The 13,893-nt window shown below is 53.7% G+C and carries 10 protein-coding genes; 8 read left to right on the top strand and 2 right to left on the bottom strand.

Translation table 11 applies throughout. The features are described from left to right. The first annotated feature begins 22 nt into the window (after positions 1–22). Positions 23–2,380 (top strand): RNA polymerase recycling motor HelD, encoded by a 2,358-nt coding sequence (helD, locus tag PCH05_RS00610; protein ID WP_127599602.1) that lies wholly within the window; start codon positions 23–25, stop codon positions 2,378–2,380. Between the two features lie 83 nt (positions 2,381–2,463). On the opposite strand, the gene PCH05_RS00605 is transcribed toward helD, so the two are convergent. Beyond that, positions 2,464–3,399 (bottom strand): AraC family transcriptional regulator, encoded by a 936-nt coding sequence (locus tag PCH05_RS00605; protein WP_127599599.1) that lies wholly within the window; start codon positions 3,397–3,399, stop codon positions 2,464–2,466. Between the two features lie 136 nt (positions 3,400–3,535). Here PCH05_RS00605 and yicI point away from each other — a divergent pair, with 136 nt between their 5' ends. Both yicI and bcbE read left to right on the top strand, forming a co-directional pair. Beyond that, a complete protein-coding gene (gene yicI / locus PCH05_RS00600; protein ID WP_127599597.1) occupies positions 3,536–5,854 on the top strand; it encodes an alpha-xylosidase in 2,319 nt (772 codons plus the stop codon). Positions 5,855–6,020: 166 nt separating this feature from the next. Beyond that, entirely contained in the window at positions 6,021–7,292 is a 1,272-nt protein-coding gene (bcbE, locus tag PCH05_RS00595; protein ID WP_127599595.1) for a bacillibactin exporter BcbE, read from the top strand. 97 nt (positions 7,293–7,389) lie between these two features. Here bcbE and PCH05_RS27130 read toward each other — a convergent pair whose 3' ends face one another. After that, entirely contained in the window at positions 7,390–7,551 is a 162-nt protein-coding gene (locus PCH05_RS27130; RefSeq protein WP_164766490.1) for a hypothetical protein, read from the bottom strand. A gap of 207 nt (positions 7,552–7,758) precedes the next feature. Here PCH05_RS27130 and PCH05_RS00590 point away from each other — a divergent pair, with 207 nt between their 5' ends. The 5 genes from PCH05_RS00590 to PCH05_RS00570 all read left to right on the top strand — a co-directional run bounded on the left by PCH05_RS00590 (position 7,759) and on the right by PCH05_RS00570 (position 13,823). Further along, entirely contained in the window at positions 7,759–9,825 is a 2,067-nt protein-coding gene (locus tag PCH05_RS00590) for a bifunctional aldolase/short-chain dehydrogenase (RefSeq protein ID WP_127599593.1), read from the top strand. Between the two features lie 148 nt (positions 9,826–9,973). Beyond that, positions 9,974–10,723, top strand: coding sequence for a (Fe-S)-binding protein (locus PCH05_RS00585; protein WP_127599591.1), 750 nt, complete (start codon positions 9,974–9,976; stop codon positions 10,721–10,723). Next, the gene (locus PCH05_RS00580; protein WP_127599589.1) at positions 10,701–12,206 is read left to right on the top strand and encodes a LutB/LldF family L-lactate oxidation iron-sulfur protein; all 1,506 of its coding nucleotides are present in this window, start codon (positions 10,701–10,703) and stop codon (positions 12,204–12,206) included. Before PCH05_RS00585 ends, PCH05_RS00580 begins: the two co-directional genes overlap by 23 nt. Beyond that, the gene (locus PCH05_RS00575; protein WP_127599587.1) at positions 12,203–12,928 is read left to right on the top strand and encodes a LutC/YkgG family protein; all 726 of its coding nucleotides are present in this window, start codon (positions 12,203–12,205) and stop codon (positions 12,926–12,928) included. Before PCH05_RS00580 ends, PCH05_RS00575 begins: the two co-directional genes overlap by 4 nt. Before the next feature lie 127 nt (positions 12,929–13,055). Next, positions 13,056–13,823, top strand: coding sequence for a DeoR/GlpR family DNA-binding transcription regulator (locus tag PCH05_RS00570; RefSeq protein ID WP_127599585.1), 768 nt, complete (start codon positions 13,056–13,058; stop codon positions 13,821–13,823). Positions 13,824–13,893: the final 70 nt, after the last annotated feature.

Here is a 13,893-nt window from a genome sequence, read left to right as displayed (position 1 = left end):
AAATTAGGGGTTGAAGACAGGCATGGACTTGAAGGATCAAGATTGGCAGTACGAACAGGAACGTGTCGATAGCGTTACCGGCAAAATAGCCGCCCGCAAGGGAACGCTTGAGGCGGACGTGGGCCTGGTTCGGGGCGATGTGGTCGAGCTGCGCAAAGATTTCTGGGATGAAGTCAGAGTCAATTTCAGCAGCTCGGATGATCTGGGCGAAACGTCCACCAGCTTGCGTCAGCAGTCCCAGGTATTGTCCGAGCGGGAACGTGCGCATTTACAGGCATCCGAAACACTGAAGAAGCTGCGGCTGCTGGAGAAATCCCCTTACTTCGGCCGGATCGATTTTACGGAAGAGGGGCAAGAAGGAACGGAACAGATCTATTTGGGCATTGCTTCTTTTCTTGATGATGATCAGGAGACATTTCTGGTATATGATTGGCGCGCGCCGGTATCCAGCCTGTATTACGATGGAGCGCCGGGTCCGGCCACCTATCAGACCCCAAGCGGAGAAATCGGCGGGATGATGGAATTGAAACGGCAATTTGTCATCCGGGACGCTCAAATCAAGGTCATGTTCGATACGGGCGTTACGATCGGCGACGAGCTGCTGCAGCAGGTGCTAAGCCATTCCTCCGATAATCAGATGAAAAGCATCGTTGCTACGATCCAGAAGGAGCAAAACGCGGTCATCCGCAACGACAAGAGCCGAATGCTTGTGGTGCAGGGTGCGGCCGGAAGCGGAAAAACCTCGGCGGCGCTCCAGCGCGTTGCTTATTTATTGTATAAATACAGGGAGACACTGAAAGCGGATCAAGTGCTTCTGTTCTCCCCGAACCCGATGTTCAACAGCTATGTATCAACGGTGCTGCCGGAGCTCGGAGAAGAAAACATGCTGCAGACGACGTTTCAGGCTTACTTGGAGCATCGGATCGGCAGGGAGTTTGATCTCGAAGACGTGTTCTCCCAGATGGAGTCCATTCTGAAATCAGAAGAAGGACCGTGGCTGAGAGTCAAGCGGGCATCGATTGCCTATAAATCCTCAACACAGTTTCTGGATGCCATCCGAAGCTATAAGGATCACTTGGAGCAAGCCGGCATGAAATTCAAGCCGATCCGCTTTAAAGGCCGTCTGATCGTCTCAGAGGAGACGATGCGCGAGAAGTTCTACAGCTACGATTCAGCCATAAGGCTGGCCAACCGGGTTGATTTGATGCGGGACTGGCTGCTCAAGGAGCTGGCGCAGTTCGCCAAAAACGAGCGCCAGGCTCCTTGGGTGGATGAGCAGATCGAGCTGCTTGATCCGGATGAATACCAGAAAGCTTATACGCGCATCCGCCGCAAACAGGCGGGGAAGAAGCAGGACACCTTTGACGACCACGACCGCGAGCGCAGCTTGTTGGCCAAAATGGTCGTGAACGAGTGGCTGAAGCCCGTGCGCAAGTGGATCAAGCGCATGCGTTTTATTGATGTCAAATCCATGTATGAAACGCTCTTAACCGACAAGGACTTATTTCTTAGCGTCAGCGGAGGCCGGGGGCTGCCGGAGGAATGGGAAGCGATGGGCGGGCATACGCTGGAACTGATCCATGCAGGAAAGCTTGCATACGAGGATGTGACACCTTATTTGTATCTTCAGGACCTGCTGAAGGGCTTCCAGATCAACAGTGTGATTCGCCATGTCTTCATTGATGAAGTACAGGATTACTCTCCGTTTCAGCTGGAATACGTCAAAAGGATTTTTCCGCGTGCCCGGATGACGGCTTTGGGGGACCTGAACCAGGGGATCTATGCGCACACGGATGTGCTCGGAGGCAGCCTTGAATCGCTGAAGCAGCTGTATGGGGCGGAGGATACAGAGGTTATTTCGCTAACAAGGAGCTATCGTTCGACGCTGGAAATTGTTGAATTTACGCGCGGCATGATGCCGGGAGGCGAGTCGATCATTCCATTCAACCGTCATGGGGAGAAGCCGATCGTGCAGGTGGCTGACAGCAGGGAAGCCCTGCACCGGAGCATCGTGGAGGATATCCGGAGCCTCAATGCGAGAGGATATGAGCATACGGCGATCATTTGCAAAACCGCGGAGGAATGCGAGCAGGTGTATGCGGCGCTCAAAGATGAGCTTCCGATGAAGCGTATCGCCAAGACCACGCCCCAGTTCGTCACGGGCACGCTGGTGATTCCTTCGTATTTGGCGAAAGGCGTCGAGTTCGATGCCGTTGTGATTTACGATGCTTCCCAGGAGGTGTACCGCAGGGAATCCGAACGCAAGCTTTTTTATACGGCTTGTACGCGTGCGATGCACCAGCTGCACCTCTACAGCCTGGGCCAGCCATGCCGTTTTATCCGGGATGTCGATCCAAGCAAATATATGCTTCAATCCTAGCCGCCGGCTGGACGTAAAGCCCTCAGAGACTTGAAGTCTCTTGAGGGCTTTGTTATTTGCATCACACCGATCGGCGCTATAATTTATTCGTTCATGGGGTGTGGAGCCGGCTCGGTCAGAATGACGGCGGCTTTATCGCTGAAAGGCTTGCGGTATGTAGACGGAGTGCAGCCCTTCCACTGTTTGAACACCGTAATGAAGTAGCTCAGGTTGTCGAAACCGGTTTCCATCGCGATGTCCACGATTTTCATGCGGCTGCTTTCGAGCAGTCTGCTCGCCTTCAGTATCCGGTAGTAATTGATGTATTCCACCGGGCTTTTCTGGGTGAGCTGCTTGAAAAAACGGCAAAAATGCCCTTCGCTCATCCCCGCGATCCCGGCCAGTTCCTTCAATTTAAGCGGCTCGGCATAATGTTCATGGATGAAATTCAGAACGATTTTCAGCTTGTCGACCTTGTCGGGATTCCCTGCGGCTTGCTGCCGGTTTGTACTTAAAGGGATGGAATGCGCATAGATTTGCGCGAAAATGGCATACAGATTCGCTTTGGTGGACAGCTCAAAGGCAGGCGATTGCTTCTCGTTGTCATTCAACATTCGGTCGATTGCCCCGAGAATGTCTTTTTCCCAGGCTTGTTCGCCCTGGATCACCGGATGCGGCTGAAAGCTTTGATCGAGAAGGGGACGGATGTATTTTTCCTGAATGACGTCAAAATCGGGACTGGCGAGCATCTCGGGTTTGAATACGACGGCGGAGAAAACGCAAGGTGCCTCTCCATCCAGGATGCCGGCATGAAGCTGGCCGCTGTTCACGAACAAAGCCTGCCCCTCCTGAACGTTGTAATAAGCCGTATCCAGCTGGAAAATCGCCTTACCTTTGCGCACGATGATGAATTCCATTTCATCATGCCAGTGGCAGTCCAAAATGCGGTTTCCGCTCAGCTGCTCGATGTTGGGATAGATGCTGACCGGATACATCGGATGGCCGTGTACGCGGTTCTCCCGGAGCATTTCTCGATTCATGAAGGACACCCTCTCGCTTGTTAATTAAAACATGCATATTTTATCAAAATATTGATATTAATCATCAAAATAGTATGAGAAATATAATCGTAACATCAATATTATTATATTATACAAAATTGCGGGAGGGTTCCAGATGAAATTTACGGACGGTTATTGGCAAATTCGTGAGGGATACGATGTTCAAAATCCGGCAGACATTCGGGATATTGCGCAAACAGCCGATTCCATGACGGTTTACGCGGCAACGAAGGTGATTCATACCAAAGGGGATACGCTAAACGGGACTCTGCTTAAAGCCACGTTCAGCTCCCCGATGCCGGATGTCATCAAGGTCAAGTGGAATCATCACAAGGGTCAAGTGCATCACGGTCCTGATTTTCACATCAACGAACAGTCGGCAGATGTTCACATCGCAATTGGCGAGGATCAGGCAGAGCTGGTCAGCGGTGGATTAAGCGTCGTTGTAAATCGCAAGCAGGGATGGGACATCGACTTTTTATACGAAGGTAAAAGACTGACAGGGAGCGGCTGGCGGGCACCCGCTTATATCCGCGATCCGGAGAAAAAAGCATACTACCGCGAGCAGCTCGATCTTGGCGTTGGCGAATACATCTACGGATTGGGCGAGCGCTTCACGCCCTTCGTGAAAAACGGACAAATCGTGGAAACCTGGAATGAAGACGGCGGAACGAGCAGTGAGCAGTCCTATAAAAATATTCCGTTTTACCTGTCGAACAAAGGCTATGGTGTCTTCGTGAACCATCCGGAAAGGGTTTCCTATGAAATCGCCTCGGAGAATGTTTCCCGCGTGCAGTTCAGCGTCGAAGGGGAATCGCTGGAATACTTCATTATCGGCGGCGGCAGTCCGAAAGCCGTGTTGGACAATTATACGAAGCTGACAGGCAAGCCCGCGCTTCCGCCCGCTTGGACCTTCGGCTTGTGGCTGACGACGTCCTTTACGACGGATTATGACGAAGCGACCGTGAATCATTTCGTGGACGGGATGGCAGAGCGTGATTTGCCGCTGGCGGTATTTCATTTCGACTGCTTCTGGATGAGGGAGTATCAGTGGTGCGATTTCGAATGGGATAAGGATATGTTCCCGGATCCGGAAGGAATGCTGCGGCGCTTGAAGGATAAGGGGCTGAAAATCTGCGCTTGGATTAATCCGTATATTGCTGAAAAATCGTACCTGTTTGATGAGGGCATGGAGCATGGCTATCTCGTCAAACGCGCTGACGGCAGCGTTTGGCAATGGGATCTGTGGCAGGCGGGCATGGCGCTAGTCGATTTTACGAATCCGGATGCCGTGAACTGGTACAAGAGCAAGCTGGAAACCTTGATCGATCAGGGTGTAGACTGCTTCAAAACGGACTTCGGCGAAAGAATCCCGACGGACGTCGTCTACCACGACGGATCCGACCCGCAGAAAATGCATAACTATTACACGTACCTGTACAATAAAGCTGTATTCGAGCTGCTGGAAGACAAGCTCGGCAAGGGGGAAGCGGCCTTGTTTGCCCGTTCCGCAACGGTCGGAGGCCAGCAGTTCCCGGTTCACTGGGGAGGGGACTGCTCCGCCACGTACGAGTCGATGGCCGAAACCCTCCGCGGCGGATTGTCGCTGGGTCTATCCGGCTTCGGCTTCTGGAGCCATGATATCAGCGGCTTCGAAAACACGGCACCCCCGGATATTTACAAGCGTTGGGTACAGTTCGGATTGCTGTCTTCCCACAGCCGCCTGCATGGAAGCACGTCTTACCGTGTGCCATGGTTGTTCGACGAGGAGGCGGTGGATGTGGTCCGCGCGTTTACCAAGCTGAAATGCAGTCTGATGCCATACCTGTTTAACTCCGCGGTGGAGTCCACGCAGCTCGGCTTGCCGATGATGCGCGCCATGATGCTGGAATTTCCGGAGGACCGGACCTGTGCGACGCTGGATACGCAGTACATGCTCGGGGACGCTTTTCTGATCGCCCCGATCTTCAACGAGGAAGGCGATGTGGAGTATTATTTGCCGGAAGGCACCTGGACGAACTATCTGACGAACGAGATCCGTGAAGGCGGACGATGGTACCGGGAGCAGCATGGCTACATGACGCTGCCGATGATGGTGAAGCCGAATAGCCTGGTTGCGGTTGGGCATGTAGATAACCGTACCGATTATGACTTTGCGGATCAGGTTACGTTTCATGTGTTCGAGCTTGCCGACGGCGCTTCGGCTCAGGCGGAGGTCGTCAGCGTGAAAGGCGATAAGGAAATGTCGGCTTCGGCTGTCCGCGCCGGCAATGTCATTGAGCTGTCTGCCATAGGCGGCGAAAAGCCATGGTCCTTCGTGCTAAGGGGAGTAAATGATGCCGTTACGGTGGAAGGCGGCATATCGGAGCCCTGCGAGCATGGCATCCGAATCATTCCTGAAGAAACCGCGAAAATCGTGCGCGTTATCCTTTAAATAAGAGGAAGTTTCCGTTTGAGGCAGGACGCGGTAGAACAAGTGCAACGCTTTTCATGGAATCGGTATGATGAATTCTTATGACCGATAAATGTCTGCATAGTTGCGCGTAAAACAAACCACACTATAAATAACGAGTCATTATGAACGTAAAGGTGGTTTGGTCATGGAAGACAAGAAGTGGGATTTAGCTGCGCTTGCATCGATTCCTTTGATCATGACGCTCGGGAACTCCATGCTGATTCCCATTTTGCCGCAAATTTCGCAGCAGCTGCATGTTGGCGCTTTTCAAGTTAGTATGCTCATTACCGTATATGCGGTTGTAGCCATTCTGCTGATACCGATCGCAGGCTATTTGTCGGATCGCTTCGGGCGGAAAACCGTAATCATTCCAAGTTTGATCATCGCTGCCGCCGGTGGAGCGCTGTCCGGAGTAGGGGCCTGGATGACGGACGGCCTTGCTGCCTACTGGATTATCCTCGGCGGTCGTTTTTTGCAGGGGATCGGTGCAGCCGGCGCGTTTCCGATTGTTATCCCGCTGGTCGGCGACATGTTCAAGGAAGAGGATGATGTGAGCAAGAGCCTGGGCATCATTGAAACCTCCAACACCTTCGGGAAAGTGCTTAGCCCCATCCTTGGAGCCGCGCTTGCAAGCCTGCTGTGGTATTTGCCGTTTCTCAGCATACCGGTGCTGTGCATCATCTCGCTGCTGCTTGTCCTGTTTTTTGTCAAAACTCCGAAAAAGAAAAATGATAACGATCATTCGATCAAGCAGTTTTTGGCCGATACGAAAAGCATACTGAAGGAAAAAGGAAGATGGCTGTACGCCATTTTTGCCGTCGGCGGCATCAGCATGTTTATTTTATTCGGCGTGCTTTTTTATTTGTCGGAAACGCTGGAGAGCAAATACGGTCTTCACGGCGTCGTCAAAGGCCTCGTTCTTGCTATTCCTTTGGCTGTACTATGTCTGTCATCCTTCGTTGCCGGCAAAATCATCGGCAAGAACAAAAAACGCATGAAATGGACCGGCTTTGCAGGGATGGCGCTATCCACCATCTGTCTGGTCATTACCGGATTCAGCAGCCAAATTTATTTTGTGGTGACGTTTTTTTCGCTTTGCGGAGCGGGGATCGGCACAGCGCTGCCATGCATGGATGCCCTGATCACCGAAGGCATTGAGCAGAAGCAGCGGGGAACGATCACTTCCCTATACAGCAGCATGCGCTTTATCGGAGTATCGCTCGGGCCGCCGGTCGTATCGCTTTTGATGAAAACAAATCATTGGGTATTGTTCGGTGTCATGGCTGTCGTAGGAGCGGTCGGCGGACTTCTGACGCTGTTCGCGGTCAAGCCCGAAGAGAACAATACGGATAAACCGACGGAGCGTACCGCCACGCCGCAATCCGGCATCGTAATGAAGCGGGCTAAGGCTCGCTGAAAAAAAGTCCCGGGAAACCGTCATGTCTCACGGCTCCGCAGTATACACTATAATGATGTCCCTGTCCCTTGCGCCATTGTTTCACAGGCATACAGCATCAGACCGCCTTGGAACGCCGCCCGAAGCCCTTGGCCGTGGAGAATGCCGTGTTTGAACGATTGGCTTGCCGGTGCATTCGGATAAGCAGTACATCCTCAATTAACTTGTTGAATTGTTCGTTCACGTACATCGAACCCGCATACCATGCCGGTTGTTGCACAGTAGTTCATACAGGCAAGAGTCCCCGAGCTCCAAGGGGAGGGACATCTGATACGAAGACCCGCATTTGCGTGGTCTTTTTTTTGTATTTTTAAATTTTAATAAATGGGTATTAAAACAAAAATATATCTGATATAATCAAATAAATTCAAACTAAAACAGATAAAAACAAATTAAAACAAACAAACTTACGGGAGGCCATTCATTCATGGTACAAAGCCGATGGAATCAAGAAGAAGCATCCAAACAACAACCGGGCGTTGATGAGCTCGTATACCGCTCCAATCGGATTGGCAGCGACCGCAGCGTATGCAACTGGGGAGGAGGCAACACCTCTTTAAAAACGGTCGAGAAGGATTTCCGGGGCCGGGATGTGGAAGTGATGTGGGTCAAAGGCAGCGGTTCCGACCTTGCCTCCATGAAAGCGCAGCATTTTACCGGGCTTCGGCTGGAGGATATCAAGCCGCTGATCGAGCGCGAGGAAATGCCGGATGAAGAAATGGTCGCTTATCTGTCGCACTGCATGATGGACAGCAAGCATCCGAGAGCATCGATCGAGACGCTCCTGCATGCATTTCTGCCTTATCCGCATGTCGATCACACCCATCCGGATGCGATCATCAGCCTCTGCTGCGCAGACAACGGCAAAGAAATCGCCAAAGAGATTTACGGCGACACGTTCGTGTGGGTGCCTTATATCCGTCCTGGCTTTACGTTGTCCAAAATGATTGCCGAAGGCGTCAAAACTAATCCGAACGCCCAGCTCGTGCTGATGGAAAAGCATGGTCTCGTTACATGGGGGGAAACGTCCGAAGCATGCTACAATCAGACGATTGCCATGATTCAAAAGGCGGAGGCATACATCAACGCCCGCATTCAGGAGCCGCAGGTTTTTGGCGGAAGCCGGGTAGAAACACTGCCTGAGGAGATGCGCAAGGCGATACTTGCCGAGGTCATGCCTGTCATCCGCGGCGCGGTCAGCAACGGTAAAAAAATGATCTGTACGTACGATGACGGAGATGACGTGCTTCAATTCGTGAACAGCCAGCATGCCAAGGAGCTTTCGCAGGTGGGGGCGGCATGCCCGGATCATCTGGTCCATACCAAACGCGTTCCGCTTTTCGTGGACTGGACGCCAACCGCAGACGGGGCAGCATCCCTCAAGGAGGCTGTTCGTGCCGGAATTGAAGCGTACAAAGAAGAATATAAAGCTTATTTTGACCGCAACAAGCATGATGGGGACATCATGTTCGAAGCCGCGCCGCGCGTGATTCTCATTCCGGGCATCGGCATGGTGAATACGGGAAAAAGCGTAGCGATGGCCGGTGTCAGCGGCGCGCTCTACCACCGGGCAATTGCGGTGATGAAGGGCTCCACGGCACTTGGCGAATTTGTATCCTTGAACGAAAATGAATCCTACAACGTGGAATATTGGCCGCTTGAGCTTTACAAGCTGACGCTGGCTCCGGCTGAAGCGGAATTCTCCCGCAAGATCGCCTTCATCACCGGCGGCGCGGGCGGCATCGGCAGCGAAACGGCTCGGCGTTTCGTATCCGAAGGTGCCCATGTGGTTCTGGCTGACCTGAACCTCGAAGGTGCGGAGAAGGTGGCCGCGGAGATTAACGCGCAGTATGGTGAAGGCCGGGCTAAGGCTGTCAAAATGGACGTGACCAGCGAAGAGATGGTGATTGCAGCCATGGGTGAAACCGCGCGCGCATACGGCGGCGTGGACATTATCGTCAACAACGCGGGCCTAGCGACCTCCAGTCCGTTTGACGAAACGTCGCTCAAGGAATGGAACTTGAACATGAACGTGCTGGGCACAGGCTACTTCCTCGTGGCACGGGAAGCGTTCAAGCAGATGAAGGAGCAGGGGCTGGGCGGAAGCATGATTTTCGTCGCCTCGAAAAACTCCGTTTATGCCGGCAAGAACGTTACAGCCTACAGCTCGGTGAAGGCGCTTGAAGCCCATCTGGCGCGCTGCATTGCAGCCGAGGGCGGGGAGCACGGCATTCGCGTGAATACGATTCTGCCGGATGCCATTTTGCAGGGCTCGGCGATCTGGAATTCCGGATGGCGCAACGAACGCGCGGCTGCCTACGGCATCGAGCCGGATCAGCTGGAGGAGCACTACCGCAAGAGAACGACGCTCCTGGTGAACATTTATCCAAAAGACGTCGCGGAAATCGCGTTCTTCGCATCGTCCAAAGCCGAAAAAACGACGGGCTGCATGCTTACGATTGATGGCGGCGTTCCGGCAGCATTTACGCGATAATCGGGTCTTATGATGACGCAATCATCCGATTGAACGGCAAGGAACCAATCCCCGACATCCGTCATGGCCGGGGATTGCTTTCTTTCTAGAATTGACGGTATCTAAGCGGAGATCGTTTTTACGAGGGCAAAAGGAGGAGAAGCATGAGATGAAAGTGTCGCTTTTTATTACCTGCATCAGTGACGCGCTGTTTCCGCCGATTGGAGAAGCGATGGCTCGGCTGCTTGCCCGCTACGGGGTTCGTCTTCATTTTCCCGAAGTGCAGACCTGCTGCGGACAACCGGCTTTTAACAGCGGCTACTGGGATGAAGCCAGAGCTTCGGCCCAAACTATTTTGAAAGCGTTTGACGACAGCGATTTCGTGATCGCGCCTTCGGGCTCGTGCACAGGCATGATTCATCATTATTATCCGAAGCTGTTTGAACATGACCCGGAACTGCTTGAAAAAAGCCACCGCCTCAAAGAAAAGACCTATGAATTTACCCAATTTCTCGTGCAGGTGCTGGGCGTAACCGATGTCGGAGCCTATTTTCCGCATAAGGTGACCTATCATCCGTCCTGCCACGGCTCGCGCCTGCTTGGTATCAAGGAGGAGCCGATGCAGCTGATGAGCCATGTTGAAGGCATGGAATTCGTCCCGCTTCCTTATGCCGAGGATTGCTGCGGATTTGGCGGCACGTTCGCGATCAAGATGAGCGAAATTTCGGGAGCGATGGTGGAAGAGAAAAGCCAGCATGTGCTGGAAACCGATGCCGAGGTGCTGGTGGGCCTCGACATGGGCTGCCTGCTCAATATCGGAGGCAATCTGAAATTTCAAGGCAAGCCGGTCCGGGTCATGCATTTGGCAGAGCTGCTGTATGAGGGGGTGAAAAACCGTGAGTACGCCGCAGGGGTCTAACGTCAAGGATCGCGCCAAGACAGCGCTGAAGGATGAATTTTTGGTCGATGCAGTCAAATTTACGACCGAAAGGCTGAAAAACAGTAAAAAGGCGGCAACCGCCGAGAACGGCAACTGGGAGGAATGGCGGGAGCGCGGACGTCAAATCCGCCTCCACACGATTGCTCATCTGGATTATTATTTGAGCCGGTTTGTTGAGAACGCCCGCGCGCAGGGCGTGCATGTCCATTTTGCGCCGGAAGCGAAGGATGCCGCCCGGATTGCTCTGGAAATCGCCGAGCATCAAGGCGCGAAATCCGTCGTGAAGTCGAAGTCCATGGTTTCGGAGGAAGTGCATATCAACGAAGCTTTCGAGAGCATTGGGATTGAATCCATCGAAAGCGACCTGGGGGAATACATTATCCAGCTGGCCAATGAACCGCCTTCCCATATCATCATTCCGGCGATTCACAAAAACCGTCATCAGATCGCCGAGCTGCTCTCCAAAGAAGCCGGCGAGACGCTGGAGCCGGAAACGAAAATTTTGGCCGGATTTGCCAGGCGCAAGCTGCGGGACAAATTTCTTGAAGCGGATATCGGGCTGACGGGGTGTAACTTCGGAATTGCCGAAACGGGCAGCGTCGTCATATTTGAAAACGAGGGCAATGCGCGCATGGTCAGTACGGTGCCGAAAACCCAGATCACGCTGATGGGGATGGAGCGTCTGATTCCTACCTGGGACGATCTGGAGGTTATGGCGACGCTGCTGCCGAGATCGGCCACGGGTCAAAAGCTGACGATGTACATGTCCGGCATTACGGGGCCAAAACGGGCACAGGACGGCGACGGTCCGGAAGAAATGCATATCATTATCGTTGACAATGGACGCTCGCTCCAGCTCGGTGATCCCGAATTCCAGGAGCTGTTGAACTGCATCCGCTGCGGTGCTTGTCTGAACGCTTGTCCGGTATACCGGCATATCGGCGGCCATTCCTACCCTGGAACCTACAGCGGGCCGATCGGTGCGGTTCTGACGCCGGCGCTGAACAAAAATGCAGGGGAATGGCAGGATATCGCCAATGCATCCAGTCTTTGCGGCGCCTGTTACGAGGCTTGTCCGGTGAAAATCCCACTGCATGATATGCTTGTGTATTTGCGCAACCGCAAAGTGGAGCGGGGATATACGGCAGCGGGAGAGAAAATGGCCATGAAGGGCTTCAAAATGCTGATGAAGAGCCACAAACGGTTTCGGAAGGCGGTCAAAGCGGGGCAAATCGGTCAAAAGCTATTGGTCCGAGACGGTTATATCCGTTCCCAGATCGGACCGCTCGGCGGGTGGACGGCATACCGCTACATTCCGGAGCTGCCGAAGCAGTCGTTCCGGGAGCAGTGGCCGGATTTGGTAACTGAGGTGGAAAAGTCGGTTCAGCCGATGGCAGCTGACGTGAAATTACGGATGGAACAGATTGTGAAAGCACGCGGGAAGGGTGGACAGCACGCATGAGCATATCCAATCCGGAGTTTTTAGCAAAGCTGAAGCAGGAATCGCTGGAAGCGGAAAAACGGTTTATCGGCAACATAGCGGGCAGGTTGGGCCGGTCAGCCACCGGACCGGCGCCCGAGCATCCCTTCCGGGGAGCGCCGGACTTCTGGACCTCCTACGAGCTGGACCGGGAGCAGCAGATCTCCCGTTTTATGAGCAATTGGCAGGCAGCCGGTGGTTTTGCCGAACGTGCGTCCGGCATGTCCGAGGTCTCCGAGCGGATCTGCCGTATTCTCGGTGAGCTGAATGCCGGATCCACGATCCGCCAGAACCTCACGGAACTTGCGCAGCTTGGGCTTGAGGAGCGACTGCCGGAGCTGCGGCATGATGCCTGGAACGGGCTTCAGACCGGGGCGGCGCTAAGGACCGCAGAAAAGGCCGATGCCGGCATCGTGCTGGCGGACTATGCCGTGGCCTATACGGGATCTATCGTTGTGACCTCCTCCATGGATAAAGGACGTTCTGTGTCGCTGTTGCCCAACATTCTGATTGCCGTCATCCCGGCAGAGCGCATGTTTACCCGTCTCGGAGAAGTCATGGGGCGGATCGCGGCGATACCGGGCGAGCAGTTCCCTGCAGGCGTGCATTTCATCTCCGGCCCGAGCCGATCTTCGGATATCGAGAATGACCTGACCATCGGGGTGCACGGTCCGGGCGTAGCGTATGCGCTGATCGTTGGGTAGATTTGGAAGGCGCTGTTATTTTCTCCGCGGAGGGCATCTTCGATCAATGATTTTACGCCGGTAGACTTTTAAAATATAATGGAATCATATGCGCCGGCCCAGAAGCCGGCTATGAAAGAGGGTAGCTATGTTAGTAGCGGAGAGATACGATAAAATCGTGGCGCTGGTGAACGACCGGGGAAGCATCCGCGTATCCGAGCTGAGCGAGTTGTGCAGCGTTACGGAAGAAACGATTCGCCGTGACCTGGACCGTCTGGAGCAGCAGGGCAAGCTGCGGCGCAGCCATGGCGGTGCCGTCAGCGTCAAGGATGCGCAGGCGGAGACGCCGTATTTTGAGCGTGAAGTGATGCATCAGGAAGAGAAAAAGCGGATTGCGAGGGCCGCGGTCGCTTTGATCGAGCCCTACGACCGGATCGCGCTCGACGCCAGCTCGACGGCATGGTACATGGCATCGATTCTGCCCGATATCCCGCTGACGGTGTTGACCAATTCCGTTAAAGTGGCCTTGGAGCTGTCGTCCAAGGAGAAAATCGAGGTCATTTCGACCGGGGGCATCTTGGCTTCCAGATCGCTTTCTTATGTCGGACCGATGGCGGAGCGAAGCCTCGAAGCCTATTACGTCGAAAAAGCTTTCGTTTCCTGCAAGGGCGTTCACCTCGAACGGGGAATCAGCGAATCGAACGAGCTGCAGGCTATGGTCAAGCACAAGCTGATCAAGCAGGCGCGCAGCGTATACATTTTGGCCGACGCGAGCAAAATCGGCGTGCAGGCTTTTACCCATGTGGCCGGGTGGGAAGATATCGATGCGATCATTACCGACAACCATGTCGGAGCGGAAGATGCGAGGCTGCTGCGAGAAAAGAACCTTCAGCTGATCGTGGCGGAAGAGGCTTGAGGGCAGCACGCATGAGAGACATGGGCAAACTTCAAAGAGGCTGCGTTCTCAGACGGATATTAGTCGGAGG

This window comes from Paenibacillus chibensis (genome assembly GCF_004001045.1).
Classification (GTDB): domain Bacteria; phylum Bacillota; class Bacilli; order Paenibacillales; family Paenibacillaceae; genus Paenibacillus_AQ; species Paenibacillus_AQ chibensis.
Note: the sequence above shows the minus strand (reverse complement) of the source record. Positions and strands in the feature narration are given on the sequence as shown.

Coding starts and splice junctions, on each gene's coding strand:
- helD (WP_127599602.1), top strand. CDS start 23: ATGGACTTGAAGGATCAAGATTGGCAGTACGAACAGGAACGTGTCGAT.
- PCH05_RS00605 (WP_127599599.1), bottom strand. CDS start 3,399: ATGAATCGAGAAATGCTCCGGGAGAACCGCGTACACGGCCATCCGATG.
- yicI (WP_127599597.1), top strand. CDS start 3,536: ATGAAATTTACGGACGGTTATTGGCAAATTCGTGAGGGATACGATGTT.
- bcbE (WP_127599595.1), top strand. CDS start 6,021: ATGGAAGACAAGAAGTGGGATTTAGCTGCGCTTGCATCGATTCCTTTG.
- PCH05_RS00590 (WP_127599593.1), top strand. CDS start 7,759: ATGGTACAAAGCCGATGGAATCAAGAAGAAGCATCCAAACAACAACCG.
- PCH05_RS00585 (WP_127599591.1), top strand. CDS start 9,974: ATGAAAGTGTCGCTTTTTATTACCTGCATCAGTGACGCGCTGTTTCCG.
- PCH05_RS00575 (WP_127599587.1), top strand. CDS start 12,203: ATGAGCATATCCAATCCGGAGTTTTTAGCAAAGCTGAAGCAGGAATCG.
- PCH05_RS00570 (WP_127599585.1), top strand. CDS start 13,056: ATGTTAGTAGCGGAGAGATACGATAAAATCGTGGCGCTGGTGAACGAC.